We start from the raw sequence: 23,449 nt of genomic DNA, 5'->3' as shown, positions 1-23,449 counted from the left end.
ATTTCATATTGAAAGGTTTATTTCTATTGGACATCCAAGTAGAAACAGAACAATCTGAATGATATGATTGTATTTATAGGGAGGTGTTGTAAATGATTCAAATCGGCCTAACTGGCTGGGGAGATCACCCCGACTTGTACGTTTCCTCTGCAAAGGAAAGATTGCAAGATTACAGTTCACACTTTCCAGTTGTGGAATTAGACGCAGCATTTTACGCAATTCAGCCGATTAAAAATAGCTTAAAATGGATAAAAGAAACACCCGATAATTTTCAATTTGTTGTTAAATGCTATCAAGGGATAACTGGTCATTTACGTGGCGATTTTCCTTTTGATTCCACTGAGGAAATGTTTGAGTTATATCGGCAGTCGATTATGCCATTTAAAGAAGCGGGGAAGCTATCAATGGTCCTAGCCCAATTCCCTCCTTGGTTCCAGTGCAATAAAGAAAGTGTACAATATATACGGAAAGTAAGAGAAGAGTTGAAGGATTTTGATGTGGTCATTGAGTTTCGTCATCAATCCTGGTATGCTCCTGAATACAAAGCCTCCACACTTGAATTTCTGAAAGTGAATAACTTTCATCATAGTGTTTGTGATGAACCACAGGTTGGTGATGGCAGTATACCTTTAGTTCCTGTTGCCACTTCAAATAAAGTGCTAGTTAGATTGCATGGTAGAAATACTTTTGGCTGGGTTAATCCGGGTAATAATGTGAAGTGGAGAGAAGTAAGGTACTTATATGATTATAATAAAGAGGAACTTTCTTCTATTAAAAGTGTTTGTCAGCATTTAGAGAAACAGGCAAAGGACGTTATAGTATTATTTAATAATAACTCAGGAGGACATGCTGCAAACAATGCAAAGACATTTCAGCACATGTTAGGACTGGATTTTGTAGGTCTAGCTCCAAAACAATTAGATTTATTTGAAGGAGATTTTTAAATGGAATGGATTATACTTGCAATAAGTGGACTTTTCTCTGGAATTGTCGGAGCATTGGTTGGTTTAGGTGGTGGGGTTATTTTAGTGCCCGCTACGCTATTTTTTGGCGCAACTCTCGGGTTGATACCAAATATTACACCTCAGAGTGTGGTAGGGCTCTCTGTTATCATGATGATTTTCACAGGGTTATCTTCAACGCTTTCCTATATGAAAACCAAAACCGTTGACTTTAAAAGCGGATTTATCTTCTTCATTGGTAGTATTCCTGGAACTATACTAGGGGCATTTGTGAACAAAGGGTTGGACTTGCCTTCTTTTAATTTATATTTTGGTATTTTACTTGTTATTTTATCTACTTTGTTACTAGTGCGAGACCGCTTAAGTCCAGTTCGATGGTTTGTGGATAATGGAAAAAAGAAAACCTTTAATGATGGTGAAAAAACATATGTATACGGGTATCCAATTTGGTTTGCATTATTATTAACTTTTGGGGTTGGATTTGCATCAGGTCTATTTGGAATCGGTGGTGGATCAATCATCGTACCTGCCATGATTTTATTGTTCCTATTTCCACCTCATGTGGCTGTTGGTACGTCCATGTTTATGGTGTTTCTATCATCATTAGTGAACTCAGTCACTCATATTTCGTTGGGAAATGTCCCATGGCTATATACGATTCCCGTAATCCCTGCAGCTTATTTTGGTGCGAAACTTGGAGCAAAATTAAATAAAAAGTTGAATTCCGATATGCTCGTGTTGGCTTTACGAATTGTACTTCTATTATTAGGTATACGATCTATTTTAGATGGTCTACTTTGACGGGATAGGTGAAAAATGAGGGAGACTATTTATATTTATCATACAAATGATTTGCATAGTCATCTAGAAAATTGGCCAGCGATTCATCAATTTCTCTCAAGTAGTCGAAAAAACCTTGGGCCACAGGCATCCTTCTTAACATTAGATATAGGTGATCATTTAGACCGGTCAAATATATTTACAGAAGGAACGCTTGGAAAAGGCAATGTGCTTTTATTAAATGAAGCAAAGTATGATTATGTGACGATTGGAAACAATGAGGGGATAACTTTAAGCCATGAAGATTTGGAGAGCTTATACAAAGACGCTAATTTTGAAGTGATCGTCTCCAATTTCACAGATTTAGATGGGGAGATTCCTTCGTGGTTATTACCCTACAAAATACATGTGACCCCATCAGGTATTAAACTAGGGATTGTTGCGGCAACTGCTAATTACGACATTTATTATAAGAAGTTAGGCTGGCATGTTCAAGAGCCAATTCCACGTTTGAAAGAGGTATGTCATATGCTTCGTCCGCAAGTGGATATTATTATTTGTATGTCTCACTTAGGAATGTCGCTTGATGAAATAATTTCGTTGGAAATTCCAGAGATTGATTTGATACTAGGATCGCATACACATCATGTATTTGAAGAAGGCAAGGTGATAGGGAACACCTTGCAAGCCGCTACAGGTAAATACGGAATGAATGTAGGACTTGTTACAATGGAATTTGACCATTTAGCGAGAGGGATTCAATCGAAAAAAGCAGAATTGTTTCGTGCAGAATCCTTACCGAATCCAGCCGACGCCGAGGAACAACAGTTAATTTGGGAAAATGAAGGTATAGCTGAAATGTCTAGAATTGTTTTTTACAATCCTTCTGCACTAAAGAAGGAATGGTTCATGGAATCCGATTTATCTCATTTCTTCGGAAAAGCATTGCTTTCATTCACTAAGGCTGACTGCGCAATGTTCCCTGCTGGTATCTTTTTAAGAGACCTTCAGCAGGGACCAATTACTGCGAGGGACTTACATCAGTGTTTACCGCATCCCATTAATCCGTGTGTCATTACATTAACTGGTGCAGAGTTACTTGAGGTTATTCGTACGGGAAAAAATGAAAAATGGCCAAAGCTTGAAGTAAAAGGACTAGGATTTAGAGGTAATTATCTTGGAGCAATAATATACGAACAGCTTCAAGAGCTAGAAGATGGGACGGTGCTAATCAAAGAAAGACCTCTTGAACTGGAAAAAAGTTATACATTAGCAACGTTAGATATGTTTACATTTGGTTACTTTTTCCCTTCATTAAAATTTGCTCAAAAACAATATTTTATGCCAGAAATGATTCGAGATATTGTGAAATGGTATGGACGACGTGAAAAATTTGAATATGAGTCATGAAAATCCTCCTCCTTACATAAGTAGTAAGTAGGAGGATTGTTTTTGTTCTATCAAAAGAGGAAAAAACGATTTGCTATTTTCACTAGTCAACGCAAGTTAGCCATTTTTTTAACATGTTTTATGTTATCAATTGCAGGCATCATTTATTATATTAATGAGCAGCTGACCCCTACGTACTTAAGATATGCAGAAGTCCAAACAAATAAAATAGCATCCATGGTAATTAGCAAAGCGATTAACTCAAGGATTGCAAATGCACTGGATGTCAATGAAATAATTGAAGAAGTACCGTCTGATAGTACAAATATGGTAACAACTCGATTCAATACAGAAATAATTAATCGAATACTTGCTGATACAAATAGCTTAGTTCAATCTCATTTGGAGCAAGCAGAGCAGGGGAATTTGTCTAGCCTTCCATATTTGGATGATATTGAATATGACAAACAAACGATGGAAGACCAAGGTGGAATCGTATTTTTCGTTCCTATGGGGCAAGCGATGAATATTCCCATCATTGGTAACCTTGGCCCGAAAATACCTATACGCTTTCACGTAATCGGTAATGTACAATCGAATGTAACATCTTCGATAACTAAATTTGGTATTAATAATGCTTATGTTGAAATCAATATCCATATCAAGGTAAATGTACAAATAATCGTTCCTTTAGCTAGTAAAATGAGTACGGTTGAACAGAGTATTCCTGTTGCAATGGGGATTGTGCAAGGTCAGGTTCCTTATATATACACAGGTGGCGATGGGGATGCAGCTCCATCCATAGAAGTTCCACTTCCATTACCAGAAAAATAAAAAACCTTCAAAACATAGTATTTACTGCTATACTAGTAGAAATGAATAAGAATAGGTAGAGGCCGCATCACTTAAGAGTAGTTTACAGGAGAATGACAACTGTGATTGTAAACGGAAGGAAGTTTTGCCGAAATTAGATGTTGATTGTCAGACAAATCTAGTTGGGGTTATTTTGAACAGAAATAACACTGTCGTTTATACAGATGTATAAATGGAGAGCTACAGAGTATAAAATTATGCTTAAAATTTTAACTAAAAGCCAACCTATGTATATATATAGGTTGGCTTTTTATATTTGGGAGGACTTGCTTTGGAAAATACATTATTTTCGATTTTACCACCACTTCTAGCAATTGTTATGGTGCTAGTGACAAAAAGAGTTTTATTATCATTGGGGGTTGGAATTGTTTCTGCAGCCTTGTTAGTAGAAAGCTTTTCCCCAATTGATTCATTCATCATTCTTTGGGATTCCTTTATCACTTCATTCTGGGATAATGGATGGAATATGTATAATATTTATATATTGCTGTTCATATTAATGCTTGGAGTAATTACTGCTATTGTTAGTTTATCAGGTGGAAGCACGGCTTTCGCGGCATGGGCAGTGAAACGTATTAAAACAAACCGTGGCTCTAAGCTTTTAACAGCTTTTTTAGGAATTATTATTTTTGTAGATGATTATTTTAATGCACTTGCAGTTGGACAGATTGCTCGACCTATCACTGATTCTCATCGAGTATCTCGTGCAAAACTAGCTTATTTTATAGACTCTACATCAGCACCAGTTTGTGTAGTTTCTCCAGTATCTAGCTGGGGAGCATTCTTAATAAGTCAGCTTGGGGTTATTTTTGCTACTTATGCGATTACAGACTATACACCACTTGAGGCCTTTATGTTAATGGCTCCGATGAACTTCTATGTGATTGCTTCGCTTGCGATGGTATTTTTTACTGCATGGACAGAAAATGATTTAGGTCCAATGAAAAAGCATGAAAAACTTGCAAAAGAAACCGGTGTGCTTTTTGATCCAAATAAATCAAATCCAGGTGATTTACAAGGTAATTTCCCGGAAAATAATTATGGGAAAGTAAATGATTTAATCTTACCAATTGTTTCATTAATAGTTGTTACATTATTTACGATGTTTTGGACAGGTTACCAGGCTTCCGGAAAAGTGTTGAATATATTTGTTGTTTTTGAAAACACAGATGTCCCATTCTCTCTATTTTTAGGTGGGATAGTATCGACTGTTTTTGCTATTTTCCTATATACTCGTCAATTTAAAAGAAATCCAAAAGCTAATGTTGGATTAATTGGAAAAGCTATTATTTCCGGTATAAATTCGATGTTACCTGCTATTTTTATTTTAATATTTGCTTGGTCCCTTTCGTTTTTGATAAACGCACTCGGAACTGGTGAGTATTTAGCTAAGCTTGTGACAGATAATAATATTCCAGTTGGTATAATTCCAGTTTTACTATTTGTCTTAACAGCTTTTATGGCGTTCGCAACAGGCTCCTCATGGGGATCATTTGGTATTTTGTTACCAATTGGAGCAAGCATTATAATGGTGGTAGAGCCAGAATTATTACTTCCTGTTTTAGCTGCCGTTTTAGCTGGAGCCGTTTTTGGAGATCATTGTTCTCCTATTTCCGATACAACAATCATGTCAGCGACTGGAGCGGGGGTTAACGTAATAGACCACGTAACGACTCAACTTCCATATGCTATTATTAGTGCAGTTATTGCGGCAGTCGGTTATCTAGTTTTAGGTTTAACAGGCTCAGTTATGATTGGATTTGTAAGTGTAATTGTCATTCTTATCGTATTTTTTGTGGTTTGGAGTATTAATAGTAAACGAGCAGTTTAATTAAATTTAGATAGGTAATCTCTGTTTTTGTGTGGTTGTTTCTAACTAAATATTATGTTACATTGACAACAGTGTAGTTAGTTTATTTAGAATGGGGTCGAGTAAAAGTGACATCGTGTAAACCAACGAAAACAGAGTACCAAAGAAAACCAGATTGGTTAAAAATTAAGTTAAACACGAACGATGAATACAAAGGTTTAAAAAAGTTAATGCGTGAAAATAATTTAAATACCGTATGTGAGGAAGCTAAATGTCCAAATATACATGAGTGCTGGGGTTCGCGAAGAACAGCTACATTTATGATTTTAGGGGCAGTTTGCACCCGTGCATGTCGTTTTTGTGCAGTAAAAACTGGACTGCCTAACGAATTAGACTTGGCAGAACCAGAAAGAGTTGCAGATTCGGTTGTTATAATGAATTTAAAACATGTTGTCGTAACAGCAGTTGCGCGGGATGATTTAAAAGATGGTGGTTCTGAAGTTTTTGCTGAAACGATTCGTGCAATTCGACGCAAAAATCCTTTTACTTCTATAGAAGTTTTACCTTCTGATATGGGAGGTATTGAGCAAAACATTCGCAATATTATGGATGCAAAACCTGATATTCTTAACCATAACATCGAAACTGTTCGAAGACTCACTCCGAGAGTTCGTGCAAGAGCAAAATACGATCGTTCCCTAGAATTATTGCGTCGTGCGAAAGAAATGCAACCTAGCATTCCAACAAAATCGTCGCTTATGTTAGGTTTAGGGGAAACACATGAAGAAATACTAGAAGTGATGGATGACCTTCGTGCTAACAACGTTGATATTATGACGATTGGTCAATACTTGCAACCTTCTAAAAAACACTTACCAGTACTTAAATATTACTCCCCAGCTGAGTTTGGAGAATTACGTAAAATTGCTATGAGTAAAGGGTTCTCCCATTGTGAAGCTGGTCCACTTGTTAGAAGTAGTTACCATGCAGATGAGCAGGTTAACGCTGCAGCTAAGCAAAGACAATTGCAAGGCGAGGAACTTCTAGCTACTCCAAATAGCTAATGGATGGTGATTGAATGATAGTTGCAGAAGGCTTTACTTATGAGATTATAGAGAATTATCGTGAGGCATTTAAAGAAGAAGCCTTTTTGGATCGGTATAGTGAAATATTAACTAAATACGATTATATTATGGGTGACTGGGGTTATGGTCAGCTTCGTCTTAAAGGCTTCTTTGAGGATCGTAGCCACAAAGCTACATTTGATACGAAAATAGGGACGCTTAAAGATTATTTATATGAGTATTGTAATTTTGGTTGTGCCTACTTTGTCGTGAAGAAAACTGGCGTAGCCCCTAAAATAGTACCTGTAGAAGCTACAATAGAAGTAAGTGAAAACCTTGAGCAAGATCAACTATGATCTGCTCGAGGTTTTTTGTTTTGTCGGGTTCTTATGGGCTATAATTCGATTGTTATGGGCTGTTTTTGCTGACTTATGGGCTATCCTTCATGATTTCAGGGCTATCAATAGCTATTTCAACAATTGTGCCAAGTTTATGGGCTATCTTTTAGTTTTTATGGGCTATCCCAAAGTCTAGCACCAGAAGCAAAAAAGCTAGTCATGAATATAATCATGACTAGCCGTTTTATATTAACTTAATAATTCTCGTAAATAATCACGTAATTCTACTGCTTCTTCCTCTGATCTATTAAACACATGCTCTAGATAGCCCGGTTCTTCTACATCATCTGATCCAATAATAGCAGCTCGTCCATATTGTATGTCCATCACTAGTACTTTTCCGAAAAATCGAGAGCTTTGGGAAATAGCTAAATCGTATCTCTGGGATTCCCCTGTAAAGCCGACAAATCTTGTTTTAGTATCTTCTACATCATCGTACAAATAAAATCGTTCCACCACGTGTCACTCCTTCCTACCTTAGAATTATGGTACTATAGAATAGGAGTACATATCAACTGAACAACAATTAGGAGGCTTTTCAATGTATTTTGTAGATAGAAAAAAAATTGCTTTAACATTGGCTCATATGAATCAGTTGTTAAACCTTATAGAGACAAAAAAAGATTGGCAAGCAGATGAAGTATCCAAATTAGCGTTTGAGCGAATTGGTCATAATATTATAGAATCAATTATCGATGTAGGTAATTCAATGATAGATGGCTTTATCATGCGCGATCCAGGTGGATACGATGATATTATCGATATTTTAACAGATGAAAAAGTTATCTCAGTAGAGATGGATGGTCCGTTGAAAGAAGTAATCAGTTATAGAAAAGTTCTTGTTCGTCAATTTTATGCGGTAGACCATGCAAAACTACATGAAGTTCTAACGAAGAATTTGCAATACCTGAAGCAATTTCCTACATCAGTGGATACCTATTTAGTAGAAGAGTTAGGTCCGGTTTCTGCTTTTTTACCTGAGGATTCAAATGTTAAATTATAAGGCATATTTTATTGATTTAGATGGAACCGTTTATAGGGGAAAAACGCCAATTCCTGAGGCTGTGGAATTTGTTCATTATTTGCAAAGCAATGGAACCCCGCCTTTTTTCGTTACGAATAATTCTTCGATGACGCAAAAACAGCTTCAGGAAAAGCTAGCAATGATGGATATCCATACAGACAAGGAACATATTATTTCATCAGCAATTGCTGCAGCTAACTATATTAACGAGTATATACCAGGCAAAGAGGTATTTATGATTGGTGAACTTGGATTGGAAGATGCGCTTAAAACGAGAGGCATTTCCATCACTACTGGAATGGCGGACGTAGTTGTCCTAGGAATTGATCGCGCTATTAATTATGAAAAGCTAGCTACTGCTTGTCTTTCTATACGTGCTGGAGCAGCATTCTTATCCACCAATAGTGATCATGCTTTTCCATCAGAAGTAGGATTTTTACCTGGTAATGGGGCATTTACAAAATTAGTGGAGCATTCTACTGGAGTAGAGCCTTTATATTTGGGTAAACCACAACCTTTTATGTTAGAGTTCATACAAAAACAATATGGATATATTAAAGAGGAAATGGTTATGATCGGGGATAATTATCAAACAGATATTTTGACCGGAATTCGTTTTGGAATTGATACAGTGCATGTGAACAGTGGGGTAAATAGTACCGAAGAGGTGAAGCTTCAAGCACAGCAACCTACTTATTTTTTAGAATCTTTACGCGAGTGGACAAAATAAAAAAGACTGTAGATTAAAATCTCAGTCTTTTAAAATAAAGGATTATCCTCTATATATTGATAAATGTTTGCAACAAGTTCACTTGGGGTATTTGCTTCTACAACTTCACCATTAACTATGGCAAATAAAGTTTCAGAACAGATGGAGCAATAACTCAGGCAACCGTATTCTAAAACATCTAAATTGGAGTCCTGTTCCAATATGTCAAAAGCTTCTTGGGAACCATTTGCAAGGTTGCTTATGCAAAATTCAACCATTGGATTCACAGCTGTTCACCTCACTACAAGGTCATGCTACTCTTTTTTAAAGAAAACGTCAATTAAGATGTTCTATTGTGAAATGTATCACAATCTATTATAATTTGAGATGACATTAAATTTAAGGGAGAATATTATGCGAAAATTAGTCTTGTTAGGTGGGGGATATGGGAATATGCGAATATTACTTCGTTTATTGCCAAATAATATCCCTGATGATTTAGAAATTACTTTAATAGATAGAACACCGTTTCATAGTTTAAAAACAGAATTTTATGCGCTTGCAGCAGGTACCTCTCCGGATAGTGGTATCCGTGTTGCATTTCCGGAGCACGAAAAGTTAAAGATAACTTACGGGGAAATTATTGAAATAGACGTAGAAAGCAAACAAGTCCTATTAGCAGATGGACAAGCAATTTCTTATGATGATCTTGTAATTGGTCTTGGATGTGAAGATAAATACCATAACGTGCCTGGGGCAGATGAATTTACTTATAGCATTCAAACAATTGGTCGCTCTAGAGATACGTATAATAAAATCGGAGGTTTACCTTCAGGTTCGGTTGTAGGTATTGTTGGAGCAGGATTAAGTGGAATTGAACTAGCAAGTGAACTACGTGAAAGCCGCCCGGACTTGTCCATAAAATTATTTGACCGCAGTCCACGTGTTTTAAGAGACTTCCCAGAAAGATTAAGTAATTATGTACAAAAGTGGTTCGACACGAACAATGTAGATGTTGTCAGTAATTCGAACATTACGAAAGTAGAGCCGAACAAATTATATAATCATGAAGAAATAATTCCTGTAGACGTAGTAGTTTGGACAGCTGGTATTCAACCAGCGGCTGCTGTAAGAGCTCTACCAGGAGAAAAAGATAAAACGGGTCGCGTTATTTTAACACAATATCACGACTTACCAAGCTATCCAAATGTATATGTTGTTGGTGATGCTGCATCTCTTCCTTTAGCACCGAGTGCCCAGTTGGCAGAAGAACAAGCAGAGCAAATTGTTAAAGTGCTTCAAGCTCGCTGGAAAGATGAGCCACTTCCTGAAAAGATGCCAGAAATCAAACTTAAAGGATTCATGGGATCTCTTGGGAAAAAACAAGGTTTTGCATATTTGGCAGATATCTCGGTAACTGGACGAATCGCACGCTTGATGAAATCAGGCTTACTTTGGATGTATAAGAGACATAACGGATAATATAAAAAGCTTCGAAGGCGCTATTTTGAGCCCTTTGAAGCTTTTTGTCATTATATTATTATTCCGTATAGCCATATTTCTCTAATGCAGCATAAATCGGTTTCAGCTGGATATAGCCTTCTCCAATCATCTCACCATTAATCATCACGAGTGGATAAAAAAATTCATCCTCTGTTATTCGATTGGCTATTTGTTGCTGTTTTTCATTCTCAATTGGCTTTTCGATATCGATATAACTGAAAGTAACTTGGTGATTTGGGAATTTACGGTCGATAGCAGCTTGTAGCCATTCATATGTATCCTTTGAAGACGGAGCATTTACGCAACTAGCACAAACAATATCTGCTCCATAAATTTCTATATTTAAAGATTGAAACGACACATTGGTGACCTCCTTAGAATTCTTTAATGGATTTTTTCTCTCCTTCACATTATAATGATTATAGTGAAAGGAGTCGATAGATATGACTGATACAATAAATGAACAAGTTCAAGAAGTTTTAGATAAATTGCGTCCATTTTTACTACGTGATGGAGGAGACTGCGAACTTGTAGACGTTGAAGACGGTATTGTAAAACTGCGCCTTTTAGGAGCTTGTGGGAGCTGCCCAAGTTCAACGATTACACTTAAAGCAGGTATTGAACGCGCACTTTTGGAAGAGGTTCCAGGAGTAGTAGAAGTAGAACAAGTATTTTAATAAAAAACAAAAGTATAACAAAAAAAGAAGCCTTTCAACGGGCTTCTTTTTCTTTTTGAGCTCTAATTTCTTGCCACCGATCTTTTGCCATATCAATTACTTTTGGTTCAATAGAAGAGTTCTGTTTTTCAATTACCTTTGAGAAAAAACGTGTTGCATATTCTATATCACCAATCTTTCTGGATAACTCTGCTATTAAGTAGAGGATACGAGTTTCAGACATTTGAGTGCCATTATAATCATCACTTGAATAGGAGTCGGCATAGCGATCACGAGCAATTTCCATAAATCGAATTTCCTCTTCATTCTTATCCTGTAAACGATACAACCATGCTGTACGAAGGGCTAATCCAGCTATACTTACAAACTTTTCTTTTTTTAACTTACCAGATAGAATTCCTAGTTTATATGCCATAATTCCCTCTACTATCGACCGCTCATTGCCAAATGACCTTGGTGTCCATTTACTAGCAACTTGTTCTTGGATTATTTCCTTAACTCCAGGAGCAAAATATTTTGTGAAATCATCTGTAAACGAAAAGCCACAATGCTCACATACAAATATGTTATATAATAAAGGATTTACTTCTTTGTTCTCGTATATAGGTCGAAAGTCTGTGTCATGTTCTACAACCTTTATAAATTTTGAACGGACCTTAGTCGTTTTAAACTTTAACTTACAATGTAAGCATTCAATATCCTTTTGATAATAGGGAGTTAGTTCCACCTTAAGTCCTCTTTTCTCGCGTTCTATGAATAGTTCTATTATACCTGATACACGTCTTGAAAGCGAAATAAATATTCAAGTAGTTTTCCTTGTGTACATAGTAAAAACATTGATATGATAGAAAGAAGAAAGGGAAGGTGATTCAGATGTCAGAAGTAGTTATTTTATCTGAAGCGGCAGCTTACCGTGTGAAAGAAATGATGACGCATAACGGAGAAGAAGGCTCTGCCCTTCGTGTATCAGTAAATGGTGGTGGATGCAGCGGTCTTTCTTATGGTATGGGATTTGATAAAGAAAAACAGCAAGAAGATATAGAGCTTCATCAGCATGGAATTGATATATTAGTGTCAAACGAAGACGCTTCAATTCTAAACGGAACGACCATCGATTATAAGGAGTCATTAATGGGAGGCGGGTTTACGATTGAAAACCCTAATGCCATTGCATCTTGCGGTTGTGGTACTTCATTCAGAACTGCTAAAAAAGAAGGAACTCCAGAAAGCTGTTAAATACTCGTAAGAACATTTTCTTTTATTGGAAATGTTCTTTTTTTAAGAATAAATAATACTCCATCTTTCCGTTTCAAGTGTACGCTTTCCGTGGGAGAATGATGAGGGTTTTGACTTTTGAGGTATCTGATGTTTTATTTTTCACTTTTCTTATTCTACTTTAAATCTTATTTTTATTATCTAGTATTGTATGAGTTATTAGCTGTATTTTCAGATGTTTACAATTACGCAACATTGTATTGAAATCGTGTGAGAAAAGGTCTAAAATAGAAGTTAAGGGTTTTTGTCGAACAATAGACAAAGATGAAGAGTTTAATGATGTATTTTTTGTGTCATAACTTTTCTTAAAAAATATAAAAAGGTGGTTGCGATCTTCGTGAAAAGACCAACAATTCTAGTATTAGGTGCGGGTTATGGTGGATTATCTACAGTAGTAAACCTTCAAAAATTAGTAGGTGCAAATGAAGCGGATATTACTTTAATCAATAAAAACGATTATCATTATGAATCTACTTGGTTACATGAAGCTTCTGCTGGTACATTAAGTCCAGATCAAGTTCGTTATGATGTGAAAAGTGTTATCAATTCTAGTAAAGTAAACTTTATAAAAGCAACTGTTGATGCAATTGATGTTAATACGAAAAAAGTAACAACTAGTGCTGGTGAGTATACATATGACTACCTAGTAATTGGTTTAGGCTTTGAAGGTGAAACATTCGGCATACCAGGCTTAGATAAATATGCACTTTCAATCGCTAATGTAAATGCAGCTCGTCAAATTCGTGATCATATTGAATATCAATTTGCTACATGGTCAACAGAAGAAGTACAAGATGATACTCGCTTAACAATCGTAGTAGGTGGAGCAGGATTCTCTGGTATTGAATTCCTAGGTGAACTAGGTAATCGTGTGCCTGAGCTTTGTAAGGAGTATGATGTACCTCAAGAGAAAGTTCGTGTAGTTTGCGTAGAAGCAGCTCCAATGGTATTACCAGGATTCGATCCAGAGCTAGTTGAATATGCAGTAAGACAATTAGAAGCTAAAGGAATTGAATTCTCAATTGGAACTCCAGTAGTAGAAGCAACTCCAGAAGGCGTAAAAATTAAAAAAGGCGAAGAGGAATTCGAATTCATCAAAGCTGGTACAGTTGTATGGGCTGCAGGAGTTCGTGGGAATCGCTTAATCGAAACATCTGGTATTGAAAATATGCGTGCTCGTGTTAAAGTTGATAAAGATATGAGAGCTCCTGGGTTCCCAGATGTCTTCATCGTTGGAGATTGCGCTCTAATGATCAATGAAGAAGCTAACCGTCCATATCCACCAACAGCACAAATTGCAATGCAACAAGCAGTAACTGTAGCGAAAAATATTGTTGCACTTATGAATGGTAATGCAACAGAAGAATTTACACCAAGCTTAAAAGGAACTGTATGTTCTTTAGGTGAACATGATGCAATTGGCGATGTAATGGGAAGAAAACTTACAGGTACAAAAGCCTCTATCATGAAAAAAGTAATCGATAATCGTGCACTTTACATGATCGGTGGAATTCCATTAGTAGTGAAAAAAGGTAAATTCAGCTTATAATCGAAAGTCATTATGAAAGCTCCTACTTATTTTGTAGGAGTTTTTCTATTTTATAATACTTCTCCTTTACAAATAAATTTGCACATGGTATATTATCAGAATATTAAAAATAGGGTGAAAAGGAGACGATTAATATGACAAAAATGAGTACACAAACGAAAAATACGCATTGTCCTTATTGTAAAGGGGAGGGTTACTTCCAACTGCGATTAGGGGGATCAGAAACTTGCAATTGTTGTAACGGTTCAGGGAGGAAGTAAAGTAGATTATGACAAAAAAGTGAAAACAAATATGTTCATTGAATACTAACCTCCGTTAAGGTAAACTATTTACAGATGTTACGGAGGTTATATAAAATGGAGTTTATGTTAGTTCAAATGATACTTTCAGTTGTTATATTTTTTGTCATGTTTTTTGGGATCGCCTTCTTATTGAATATGTTGCTTCGTATGACATGGTTCATGGCCATTCTTTATCCGATTGTAGTTGTACTTATAATTGATGAAGTTGGATTTTTTGATTACTTTACAAAACCAGGCTCGGCTTTTTCTGCTCTAGGGGAAAAAATTGTTTCTCTTCATGCTGCAGATATAATTATTTTAGCAGGTGGTCTTGTAGGTGCAATAGCTGCCGGCTTTGTCATAAAATATTTAAGAAAAAATGGATACCAGATGTTTTAATAGTAAAAGAGGCTGGGACAAAACCTATCTCAAAATCAAAAGCAGTCCGAATTTTACGATAAGTAAAATTTGGACTGCTTCCTTTTTTATTTCAGCTTCATCGCCGTTGTTCTTCGTTACGGCGGACGCTTTCCTGGGGCACGGCTCGAGCCGTGCCCACGGAAAGCGTCCGACCTGAGCGGAAATCAGTGGCATATGGGGCGTTTTTTACCCGGGTTTTCTTTATTGAATAAAGGTATAAATTATAATGGAAATCAGTATACCTGTAATGGCTCCCATGAAAACTTCAATTGGTTTATGGCCAAGTAAGGTTTTCAGTTCTTCCATTTTTTCTTCGTTTTTTTTATGTGACCAATCTTTCGTTTGCTCTACGAATAATTGAAAATCAACGCGCATCTGATTGATCATAATTGCTTGTTGACCAGCTTGAAAACGGACTCCTGTTGCATCGAACATAACGATTACGGCAAATACGGTTGCAACTGCAAATAATGGAGAACCAAGTCCTGATTCATAAGCAATAGCGGTACATAAGGACGTAACTGCAGCAGAGTGAGAACTAGGCATTCCACCAGTAGAAGTGAATAACGACCAATCCAGTTTTCTAGTCATCAAAAAGTGAATCGGAATTTTGACGAATTGTGCAAAGAAAATAGAAAAAAGTGCAGCCATAAGTGGAGTGTTTTGGAGGATTGCCAAAGTAGACACCGCCTTTCATTTGAAGTTATCTTATGGATAGTATAACACACTCAAACAATTCGAAAAATACGAAAGGTTCCTATATAATAAGATTATATTCAAAATAGTAGGGGGAAAAATAATGATTATCCATACAAATGAAGTATTATTTGAAGAAGTGCAATCAGAAACGCTAGTAGTAGGTGTCTCTAAGCACGTTGAAAACACACCGAAATGGGATACTTTCTTAAAAACTTTTGGGGAGCATATTGGGGACTGGGTTAAGAGTGGAGATATTTCTACGGAATTAAAGAAAATCGTTAAAATTCCAGTATCCAACCATGAGGGCGTAAAAAGAATACTTTTTGTTGGACTCGGTGATCGAAAACAATTAACACAAGAGAAAGTGCGAGAAGCTTTTGGACTTGTCGGGAAGGAATTACTAATTAGTAAGCCAGAGTCCTTAGGAGTTTGGATACCATCATTTACTACTGAAGCAATAACTGTAGCAGATGTTGCATATTTAGCAGCAGAAGGTATTGGTATGGGTTCATTTACATATGAAGGGTATAAAACAACTTCGAATGTTCCCGATTATTACTTGCCGTCTATAGAATTGTTAATGGACGAAGAGGATGACGAAGTCGTTTCATATTTTGAAGTAGGTACTATTTATGCAGATGCAGTTAATGAAGCAAGAATACTTGTAAATACGCCTGGAAATGTATTAACTTCCACTCAATTAGGAGAATATGCGAGAGAGCTTGGAGAAACATACGGATTTGAAACAGAGATTCTTGGGAAGAAAGAAATTGAAGAGCTTGGCATGGGCGCACTTCTTGCAGTAAACCAAGGTTCCGTTGAAGAACCACGTCTTATTGCCTTAAAATATCAAGCAACAGATGATTGGACGGATGTTGTAGCTTTAGTAGGGAAAGGTATTACCTTTGATACAGGTGGATATTCTATTAAAACGAAAACAGGAATCGTTGGTATGAAGGGTGATATGGGAGGAGCAGCAGCTGTTTTAGGAGCAATGCAAATTATTGGTGAGCTTCGTCCAAACAAAAACGTTATCGCTGTCATTGCTTCCACAGACAATATGATTTCAGGAAATGCGTTTAAACCAGATGATGTTATTACATCTATGAGTGGCAAAACGATTGAAATTTTAAATACAGATGCTGAAGGACGCTTAGTTTTAGCAGACGCTGTTACTTATGCAAAACAACAAGGTGCGAATTATATAGTGGACGTTGCTACGTTAACTGGCGGTGTAATTACGGCATTAGGTTACGATAAAACGGGTGCATTAACGAACAATGAGGAATTCTTCGAAACGTTCATGGAATCCTCTCTTGAGACTGGCGAATTCGTTTGGAGATTGCCTCTAACTGAAAACGATAAAAAACGTATTCGTAAAAGTGATGTAGCAGATCTTAATAATTCACCTGGTGGAGATGGTCATATGATTTTCGGTGGTGGATTTGTTGGGGAATTTGTAGAGGAAACTCCGTGGATTCATCTGGATATTGCTGGTACATCTGATTCAAAATCTGCTCATGACTTTGGTCCAAAAGGTGGTACTGGTGTCATGGTACGTACACTAGCTACATTAGTGGAAAGAATGGCAGACCAGGAGTAGGGCAAACACACAGACTCACTTTCCCCAGTGGCATACACTGAGAGGAAAGGAGGAGTAGCATGGTAAGATTTCGGGGAGGTTTTAGGGGTCCTGGATTTGGCGGTTTTGGTGGCCGAGGCTTTGGAGTCCCATTTGTTGGTGGCTTAGTAGGAGGTCTTGTAGGTTCTGCGTTATATGGAGGATACGGAGGGTATAGACAGCCATACCCATATTATCCGTATTATCCGTATTACCCGTATCCATATCCATATCCTTATTACTATCCATATACACCATATCCTTATTAGACATACAATGGTGGTTATTAATAATAAAAACTGTAACTAGAAGAAGGCTTTTGTATCCTCGGGTAATTCGTGGGTACAGAGTCTTTATTTAATTATTTTAGGTAGACAAATAAGAGCGTGTTTTGAAAAAATATACTTTTCAAAACACGCTCTTTAAATTAATTAGAAAATAACCCTATTGAAGCTTTTCTCTTTTCTTTTTAACGACTTCAGCTAAATCATCACGTACCGTTTTATCGGATAATTTCACACCTGATAAATAAGCTGCACGACCCATCATATGACCACCAACTGGTCCAGTGATGAATAAAAAAGCAATTCCTAGTAGAATTCGAGAATTGAAATGACCTTCGATTAACCAAAAATGAATAAATACCCCTAGTAAAATGCTCATAACACCTAAAGTTGCGCTTTTTGAAGCGGCGTGCGCTCGAGAGAAAGCATCGGGTAATCGGATTAAACCAATAGCAGTCACTATTATGAAAATAGTTCCAAAAGAAATAGTTGCAATGATAAGTATATTAGCTATTACGGTCACGTTGAATGATTTCTCCCTTCTCCGTGAATTTAGAAAAAGCTACTGTCCCGATAAAGGAAAGAACTGCTAGTAGCAATATAACCTCTAGGAAAAAGATAGTATCGAACAGAATGGATATTAACCCAATTAGCGTAATAAGTCCAACACCTATAGCATCTAAAGCAATAACGCGGTCTGGAGTAGAAGGACCCTTCACTAGGCGATATACAAAACCTAGAACACATAAACTAATTAACACAACAATTATCCATAGAAAAGTTGTCATGATCTACTCACCTCCAAAATTGCTTTTTCAAATGTATTACGTATGGATTCTATTGCTTCATCAATATCTTCAAAATCGATTGAGTGGATATACAATGTTTTATTGTCATCTGAAATATCAATAACTATTGTACCTGGTGTTAGGGTGATTAAACTAGATAAAAGAGTAATTTCCCAATCTTGTTCAAGTACAGTCGGCATCGCAAAGATTGCAGGACGAATAGGCATGGTTGGCTTTAATATTAACTTCAATACAGAGATGTTCGACAACACAAGCTCTTTAATAAATAAAGTGCCTAGTTTGATGACTGCCCATAGACGATCCATATAAAATCTGGTACTTAGGGATTTACGCAGCATGAACAACATGAGCAAACCGAGTATATAACCGACAATAAACGTTGTAGGTTTAAATGATACAGATAGGAACATCCACGTAAATGCGATTAGTACATTCAATAAGATTTGGAAAGCCATAATTATTTCACCCCTTCGAATACAGAATCAACATATATAGAAGGGTCAAGGAGTACATTAGTGGCATCGGACATAAATGGTACTAAGTATTCTGCCCCTACTCCGTAAAGGACCGTTATCCCTGCTAATGTGATGGCTGGAGCCAATAAATGACGATATTTTTTCTCGCTTATAAGATGATCTCCTTTTTCCTCACCCCAGAATGCGTAAATGAAAATACGAATTACTGAGAGTAAAACTAGAAGACTGGATGCCAGGATGAAAATGCTTTGCCATAATAGCTCTCCTTCAAATCCACCTTGCACGATTAAAAGTTTCCCTATAAAACCACTAAGCGGAGGAATACCAGCTAATCCGAATGCAACGATTAAGTAGCTCCACGCAAGCAATGGATATCGCTTCATGAGACCACCCATTTTACGTAAATCGGCTGTGCCTGTTATTTTAATAATTATTCCTATGAATAGAAATAACGCACCTTTGATGAGAATATCATGTATCAAATAAAATACAGAGCCCATCATTCCGTTTTCATTCATAACCGATGCTCCAAACAAAATCACACCGACTGCTATAACTATATTGTAAATAATAATTTGTTTTACATCAAAATACGCTAGCGCTCCTATGCAACCCACCACAATAGTAATTATCGATAGAATCATCAATAAGCTATGCGTATATCCTACATCGGTTGTGAAGAACAGGGTATATGTTCGGATAATTGCATATACCCCAACTTTTGTGAGCAATGCTCCAAACAGGGCAAGTACGGGCACAGGTGGGGCAGCATAGGAGCCTGGTAACCAGAAGAATAACGGGAATATACCGCCTTTTATACCAAATACGATAAGGAACAACACCGCTATAACAGTCACGATACCTGAAGGACCTATTTCTGCAAGTTTTACAGAAATATCCGCCATATTCAGCGTACCAACTACCGAATACAAATAGCCTACTGTAATAACAAATAACGAGGAAGATACGATATTAACGAGTATGTATTTAATCGACTCTTTTAACTGAATTTTTTCTCCTCCTAAAACGATCAAAACATAAGAGGACATTAATAACACTTCAAAGAATACAAACATATTGAAAATATCACCAGTAGTAAATGCACCATTCACACCTGTAAGCATAAATAGTATCGCTGGGTAGTAGAATGCTTTTTCTCGTTCTTCGCCGATCGCAGTAAAACTAAACCACACGACAAATAATGCGATGATTAGAGAAGAAGTAACCAATAAAGCAGAAAACATATCAGAAACCATCGTAATTCCAAATGGTGGTGCCCAGCTACCTAATGTCAGCGTTTGTACTCCATCCACTTTTACTTTGTAAAGTAAAACGAAGGAGGAAGTTAAAGCGAATAATAAACCAATCATTGTTACAATTCGCTGAGCTTTTACTTTTTTAGGAAAAAGTAATAAAACAGCAGCAAACAGAAAAGGAATTAGGACAGGAAATAATAATAAGTTAATCATTGTCTTCATTTCCTTTCATCAAATCCATATTGTCAGTGCCCACAACTTTATATGCGCGGTAAGCTAAAACGAGTGAAAATGCAGTTACACCAAAACTAATAACAATAGCTGTTAATATAAGTGCTTGTGGTAGGGGGTCTACATAATCAGTAATTCCATCTGCTAAAACCGGAGCAGATTCTCCACCTAATCCACCCATTGTCAGTAACAGTAAATGTGTTCCATGACTTAGAAGGCCTGTGCCAATTATTATACGTAGTAAACTTCTAGAAAGTATTAAATAGACGGCAGCCATAAATAGAAAGCCGATTAAAATGGACATAAGAATCTCCATTATTCATCTCCTCCTATCATCTGAATGATGTTCATCGTTACGCCTACAACTACTAAGTATACGCCTGTATCGAAAAACATAGCAGTATGGATAGAGGTTTCTCCGAGCAGTGGTAAGTTAAAGTAATCATAGACATGAGTGAAGAAAGGAACATTAAAGTAAATGGAACCAGCTGCGGTTAATAAAGAAATTAACAAACCGATGGCAGTAATTACTGTGTAATTGAACGGTAGCATGTCCCGAACCGTTTTCAAATCAAAAGCTAGCATAAGTAAAACGATTGCGCTTGACATGACAAGTCCGCCAACAAATCCTCCACCAGGTGTATAGTGACCAGCAAAAAAGATATGAATGGAGAATAGAAAGATAATGAAAAATACTACTTTTGTAGTCGTTTGAATAATTAAATCATTTGTTTTCAACTTTTCTATCTCCTTTCTTTTTTGCCAGACGAACTGTAATCATACCGATAATTCCCAATGATGCAATCGTAAGTACACTAATTTCAAATAATGTATCGAAGCCACGGTAATCTACTAAAATAACATTTACAATATTCCCTCCACCAGCCTCTGAATATACCGTTTCCTTGTAGTACTCTGAGATGGATTTAACTAGCTTTTGCGAATGTGAAGCAATAGCTATTAGGGAAACCATTACCCCTACTCCTAAAGCAATAAGGAAATTATTCAAGCGGAAAAGACGATCTTCTTTTCCTTTTTCATACTTATCCATTTTAGGCAGATGATAAAACGCTCCTAAGAATAGGGCAACTGAAACAGTTTCAATCACTAACTGAGTTAGAGCAAGGTCAGGCGCTTTAAAGATGATGTAAAATAACGCGACCGTGTAGCCAACAGCTCCAAGGGAAATAATTGCAGTTAGTCTTGACTTGGTAACTAAAATAGTAATTGTGCTTATAATTAACACAACGGAGATTAATATCTCAAAGAATTGAATTGGTGCTAAATTGGTTAAATTTATAACAAATGCATCTTTTGTCCACATCGTGAAAGCCAATAGAGCAATAACCGCTGCGAACATATAGATTAAGTACGATCGAATAGAGCCAGTCATATAACTTGAGGATAGGCGATTGGCGCCTTTATCTGAAAGGTTCATCAACCAATCGTAAAATCCGTTGAGGGACATCCTAGCTGGTAACATTCCGTATATAGGAGTCCATTTTGCAATTGATTTGTACAAAAGGAAACCTATTAAAAAGACGCCCAATGTCATATACAATGCTATAGAATCAAAGCCGTGCCATGCTTTAATATGAAAGCCAACATCTGCGGGAACTTTATACGCAAGTGGCTGGATGGCAGCTACTGCAGGTTTTATAAAAGTATTTCCAAAATAGTTTGGTACAAAGAATATGATAATCACTAATACTGCTAATACTGCTGGCGAAATAAGCATACCAATTGGTGCTTCATGTGCCTTTTTCGGTAATAAATCAGGTTTATATTTACCACGGAAAGTATGCAACACGAAGTACAGGCTATAAACGAAAGTGAAGACACTCGCAATCCATGCGACTATTGGAAATAGCATCCACCATGACTCTAAAGAATGGACATTAAAATGCTGTAAAGAAAGAGTGGCATCTAAAAACATTTCCTTACTTAAGAATCCGTTAAATAGTGGAATACCGGCCATTGAGAAACTTCCTATCATAGCAATTGTAAAGCTAATAGGCATCAAGCTCATCAACCCGCCGAGCTTACGTATGTCTCGTGTGCCCGTTTCATGATCAACAATACCTGCAATCATAAACAAGCTACCTTTAAATGTAGCATGATTCATTAAGTGGAAAATCGCTGCAAAAGAAGCAAATGTAAAGATAGTTACTAAATCTCCAGTAACGTGATAGGAAATAGAGCCGATACCTAGTAAGGACATTATTAGTCCAAGCTGACTGACTGTAGAGAAGGCTAGTATAGCCTTTAAATCGGTTTGCTTCACAGCAAAGAAAGAGCCCCATAATAATGTCAGTAATCCTACACCGGTTACGAGCCAAACCCAGACTTCAGATAAAGCGAATATAGGTGTGAATCTTGCAACTAAATATAGACCTGCTTTAACCATTGTTGCTGAATGTAAGTAAGCACTAACCGGAGTTGGTGCTTCCATTGCATCCGGTAACCAAATGTAAAAGGGGAACTGTGCTGATTTCGTAAATGCGCCTATTAGTACGAGCACTAGTGCTAATATAAAGAATTCTTGTCCAACAAGTGTTGGTGCTTGTTCTATCAATTCACGAATAGAGAATGTTTCTCCCATGATTCCTAGTAAGACAAATCCCCCAAGCATCATCAGACCACCGAAAACAGTTATCATCATCGATTTTAAAGCGCCAAAACGAGAACGATCCTTTGTATACCAATATCCAATAAGTAGGAAGGATGATATAGAAGTTAATTCCCAGAAGAAATACAAACTAATAAGGTGATCTGATTGAACAACTCCAAGCATTGCACTCATAAATAGTAAAAGGTAAACGTAAAAGTTACCTAGTTTCTCTCTATCTTTATCCAGATAGAAGACAGAGTATAGAACGACTAATGCCCCAATTCCTGTTATGAGTAAGGAAAACAGTAAACTAAGCCCATCTATATATGAAACCACCGATATATCCAATGATGGAATCCATTCAAATTTGTCTATATATGTAGTTCCATCCATAATAGCGGATATATAAGTTACATAATGACCAACTAAAACAACGGGTACTATTAATACAAACCAGCCTGTATGGATACTTGAAATTTTCTTGAATAAAAATGGAATCACAATAGCCACAAGGATGGGTAAGAAAATTGCAAAAATTAAGGACAACGTAATCCTCCTCTCAAGTGTATGTATTTATATGCATCTCTAAAATTATAACGCAATTAAGCATTATTTGCATCGGAAAGTTACTGTTGCTATTGCATATAGACTCTATCTTTCGATATGATATTTAGGAATAGTTAAATAAGTAGAACTAGATTATTTTAATGTGTCACTAAAAATTCACTTGCTTCTACAACAGTCTCGA

General features: G+C 36.7%; 29 protein-coding genes and 1 riboswitch. Of the genes, 17 read left to right on the top strand and 12 right to left on the bottom strand.

From position 1 onward, the window contains the following. Positions 1-92: 92 nt before the first annotated feature. The 7 genes from BLR36_RS15055 (at position 93) to BLR36_RS15025 (ending at position 7,234) form a co-directional block, all read left to right on the top strand. Positions 93-944 (top strand): DUF72 domain-containing protein, encoded by an 852-nt coding sequence (locus BLR36_RS15055; protein WP_093062567.1) that lies wholly within the window; start codon positions 93-95, stop codon positions 942-944. Further along, the gene (locus BLR36_RS15050) at positions 945-1,763 is read left to right on the top strand and encodes a sulfite exporter TauE/SafE family protein (RefSeq protein ID WP_093062566.1); all 819 of its coding nucleotides are present in this window, start codon (positions 945-947) and stop codon (positions 1,761-1,763) included. A gap of 15 nt (positions 1,764-1,778) precedes the next feature. Continuing rightward, positions 1,779-3,152: a bifunctional metallophosphatase/5'-nucleotidase gene (locus tag BLR36_RS15045; protein ID WP_093062565.1), complete on the top strand. Its 1,374-nt coding sequence runs from the start codon at positions 1,779-1,781 to the stop codon at positions 3,150-3,152. Positions 3,153-3,194: 42 nt separating this feature from the next. Then, positions 3,195-3,965, top strand: coding sequence for a sporulation protein YunB (gene yunB / locus BLR36_RS15040; protein WP_256371037.1), 771 nt, complete (start codon positions 3,195-3,197; stop codon positions 3,963-3,965). Positions 3,966-4,013: 48 nt separating this feature from the next. Next, positions 4,014-4,195, top strand: a riboswitch (Lysine riboswitch). Between the two features lie 80 nt (positions 4,196-4,275). After that, on the top strand, positions 4,276-5,835 hold the full coding sequence (locus tag BLR36_RS15035; RefSeq protein WP_093062564.1) for a Na+/H+ antiporter NhaC family protein: 1,560 nt from the start codon (positions 4,276-4,278) through the stop codon (positions 5,833-5,835). Between the two features lie 107 nt (positions 5,836-5,942). Continuing rightward, complete coding sequence (gene lipA, locus BLR36_RS15030) at positions 5,943-6,878, top strand: lipoyl synthase (RefSeq protein WP_093062563.1); 936 nt, start codon at positions 5,943-5,945, stop codon at positions 6,876-6,878. A gap of 14 nt (positions 6,879-6,892) precedes the next feature. Beyond that, the gene (locus tag BLR36_RS15025) at positions 6,893-7,234 is read left to right on the top strand and encodes a YutD family protein (protein WP_093062562.1); all 342 of its coding nucleotides are present in this window, start codon (positions 6,893-6,895) and stop codon (positions 7,232-7,234) included. Positions 7,235-7,465: 231 nt separating this feature from the next. Here the strand turns inward: BLR36_RS15025 and BLR36_RS15020 are convergent, their stop codons facing one another. After that, positions 7,466-7,732, bottom strand: a complete 267-nt coding sequence (locus tag BLR36_RS15020; RefSeq protein ID WP_093062561.1) for a DUF3055 domain-containing protein — start codon at positions 7,730-7,732, stop codon at positions 7,466-7,468. Between the two features lie 85 nt (positions 7,733-7,817). On the opposite strand from BLR36_RS15020, the gene BLR36_RS15015 reads away from it, so the two are divergent. Together BLR36_RS15015 and BLR36_RS15010 are read left to right on the top strand one after the other, a co-directional pair. Further along, positions 7,818-8,279: a DUF86 domain-containing protein gene (locus BLR36_RS15015; protein WP_093062560.1), complete on the top strand. Its 462-nt coding sequence runs from the start codon at positions 7,818-7,820 to the stop codon at positions 8,277-8,279. Further along, positions 8,266-9,030: a TIGR01457 family HAD-type hydrolase gene (locus BLR36_RS15010; protein WP_093062559.1), complete on the top strand. Its 765-nt coding sequence runs from the start codon at positions 8,266-8,268 to the stop codon at positions 9,028-9,030. Before BLR36_RS15015 ends, BLR36_RS15010 begins: the two co-directional genes overlap by 14 nt. A 29-nt stretch (positions 9,031-9,059) precedes the next feature. On the opposite strand, the gene BLR36_RS15005 is transcribed toward BLR36_RS15010, so the two are convergent. Beyond that, positions 9,060-9,296, bottom strand: a complete 237-nt coding sequence (locus tag BLR36_RS15005; RefSeq protein ID WP_093062558.1) for a YuzB family protein — start codon at positions 9,294-9,296, stop codon at positions 9,060-9,062. A 127-nt stretch (positions 9,297-9,423) separates the two neighbouring features. On the opposite strand from BLR36_RS15005, the gene BLR36_RS15000 reads away from it, so the two are divergent. Beyond that, positions 9,424-10,491, top strand: a complete 1,068-nt coding sequence (locus tag BLR36_RS15000) for an NAD(P)/FAD-dependent oxidoreductase (RefSeq protein ID WP_093062557.1) — start codon at positions 9,424-9,426, stop codon at positions 10,489-10,491. A gap of 58 nt (positions 10,492-10,549) precedes the next feature. On the opposite strand, the gene BLR36_RS14995 is transcribed toward BLR36_RS15000, so the two are convergent. Further along, on the bottom strand, positions 10,550-10,873 hold the full coding sequence (locus BLR36_RS14995) for a YuzD family protein (RefSeq protein WP_093062556.1): 324 nt from the start codon (positions 10,871-10,873) through the stop codon (positions 10,550-10,552). An 82-nt stretch (positions 10,874-10,955) separates the two neighbouring features. Between BLR36_RS14995 and BLR36_RS14990 the strand changes: the two genes are divergently transcribed. After that, positions 10,956-11,189, top strand: coding sequence for a NifU family protein (locus tag BLR36_RS14990; RefSeq protein ID WP_053588508.1), 234 nt, complete (start codon positions 10,956-10,958; stop codon positions 11,187-11,189). A gap of 34 nt (positions 11,190-11,223) precedes the next feature. Here BLR36_RS14990 and BLR36_RS14985 read toward each other — a convergent pair whose 3' ends face one another. Then, positions 11,224-11,916: a DUF2225 domain-containing protein gene (locus tag BLR36_RS14985; protein ID WP_093062555.1), complete on the bottom strand. Its 693-nt coding sequence runs from the start codon at positions 11,914-11,916 to the stop codon at positions 11,224-11,226. A gap of 146 nt (positions 11,917-12,062) precedes the next feature. On the opposite strand from BLR36_RS14985, the gene BLR36_RS14980 reads away from it, so the two are divergent. From BLR36_RS14980 to BLR36_RS14970, 4 genes are all read left to right on the top strand, one after another. Beyond that, complete coding sequence (locus BLR36_RS14980) at positions 12,063-12,425, top strand: HesB/IscA family protein (RefSeq protein ID WP_093062554.1); 363 nt, start codon at positions 12,063-12,065, stop codon at positions 12,423-12,425. Between the two features lie 376 nt (positions 12,426-12,801). Beyond that, entirely contained in the window at positions 12,802-14,013 is a 1,212-nt protein-coding gene (locus BLR36_RS14975) for an NAD(P)/FAD-dependent oxidoreductase (RefSeq protein WP_093062553.1), read from the top strand. Positions 14,014-14,147: 134 nt separating this feature from the next. Beyond that, a complete protein-coding gene (locus BLR36_RS18870; protein ID WP_175454094.1) occupies positions 14,148-14,273 on the top strand; it encodes a YuiA family protein in 126 nt (41 codons plus the stop codon). A gap of 96 nt (positions 14,274-14,369) precedes the next feature. Continuing rightward, the gene (locus BLR36_RS14970) at positions 14,370-14,693 is read left to right on the top strand and encodes a YuiB family protein (protein ID WP_093062552.1); all 324 of its coding nucleotides are present in this window, start codon (positions 14,370-14,372) and stop codon (positions 14,691-14,693) included. A gap of 222 nt (positions 14,694-14,915) precedes the next feature. Here BLR36_RS14970 and BLR36_RS14965 read toward each other — a convergent pair whose 3' ends face one another. Next, entirely contained in the window at positions 14,916-15,392 is a 477-nt protein-coding gene (locus tag BLR36_RS14965; protein ID WP_093062551.1) for a divergent PAP2 family protein, read from the bottom strand. 121 nt (positions 15,393-15,513) lie between these two features. Between BLR36_RS14965 and BLR36_RS14960 the strand changes: the two genes are divergently transcribed. Both BLR36_RS14960 and BLR36_RS14955 read left to right on the top strand, forming a co-directional pair. Then, a complete protein-coding gene (locus BLR36_RS14960) occupies positions 15,514-17,016 on the top strand; it encodes a leucyl aminopeptidase (protein ID WP_093062550.1) in 1,503 nt (500 codons plus the stop codon). A 59-nt stretch (positions 17,017-17,075) separates the two neighbouring features. Further along, a complete protein-coding gene (locus BLR36_RS14955) occupies positions 17,076-17,303 on the top strand; it encodes a hypothetical protein (protein ID WP_093062549.1) in 228 nt (75 codons plus the stop codon). A 175-nt stretch (positions 17,304-17,478) separates the two neighbouring features. Here BLR36_RS14955 and mnhG read toward each other — a convergent pair whose 3' ends face one another. Genes mnhG through BLR36_RS14920 form a run of 7 tightly spaced genes read right to left on the bottom strand, consistent with a single transcriptional unit; the run spans position 17,479 to position 23,247 of the window. Then, positions 17,479-17,841 (bottom strand): monovalent cation/H(+) antiporter subunit G, encoded by a 363-nt coding sequence (gene mnhG / locus BLR36_RS14950; RefSeq protein ID WP_093062548.1) that lies wholly within the window; start codon positions 17,839-17,841, stop codon positions 17,479-17,481. After that, the gene (locus BLR36_RS14945; RefSeq protein ID WP_093062547.1) at positions 17,825-18,106 is read right to left on the bottom strand and encodes a Na(+)/H(+) antiporter subunit F1; all 282 of its coding nucleotides are present in this window, start codon (positions 18,104-18,106) and stop codon (positions 17,825-17,827) included. The genes mnhG and BLR36_RS14945 overlap by 17 nt, the downstream gene beginning before the upstream one ends. Then, positions 18,103-18,582, bottom strand: coding sequence for a Na+/H+ antiporter subunit E (locus tag BLR36_RS14940; protein ID WP_093062546.1), 480 nt, complete (start codon positions 18,580-18,582; stop codon positions 18,103-18,105). The genes BLR36_RS14945 and BLR36_RS14940 overlap by 4 nt, the downstream gene beginning before the upstream one ends. A 2-nt stretch (positions 18,583-18,584) precedes the next feature. Next, positions 18,585-20,072 carry a Na+/H+ antiporter subunit D gene (locus BLR36_RS14935; RefSeq protein ID WP_093062545.1) on the bottom strand — a complete coding sequence of 496 codons (1,488 nt, stop codon included), beginning with the start codon at positions 20,070-20,072 and terminating at the stop codon, positions 18,585-18,587. Next, positions 20,065-20,406, bottom strand: coding sequence for a Na(+)/H(+) antiporter subunit C (locus BLR36_RS14930; RefSeq protein ID WP_093062544.1), 342 nt, complete (start codon positions 20,404-20,406; stop codon positions 20,065-20,067). The genes BLR36_RS14935 and BLR36_RS14930 overlap by 8 nt, the downstream gene beginning before the upstream one ends. After that, positions 20,406-20,828, bottom strand: a complete 423-nt coding sequence (locus BLR36_RS14925) for a Na(+)/H(+) antiporter subunit B (RefSeq protein WP_093062543.1) — start codon at positions 20,826-20,828, stop codon at positions 20,406-20,408. Before BLR36_RS14925 ends, BLR36_RS14930 begins: the two co-directional genes overlap by 1 nt. Then, positions 20,815-23,247 (bottom strand): Na+/H+ antiporter subunit A, encoded by a 2,433-nt coding sequence (locus BLR36_RS14920; RefSeq protein WP_093062542.1) that lies wholly within the window; start codon positions 23,245-23,247, stop codon positions 20,815-20,817. Before BLR36_RS14920 ends, BLR36_RS14925 begins: the two co-directional genes overlap by 14 nt. Between the last annotated feature and the right edge of the window lie 202 nt (positions 23,248-23,449).

The organism is Psychrobacillus sp. OK028, from assembly GCF_900103605.1.
In the GTDB taxonomy this organism is placed as follows: domain Bacteria; phylum Bacillota; class Bacilli; order Bacillales_A; family Planococcaceae; genus Psychrobacillus.
This window is presented reverse-complemented; position numbering and strand designations above follow the sequence as displayed.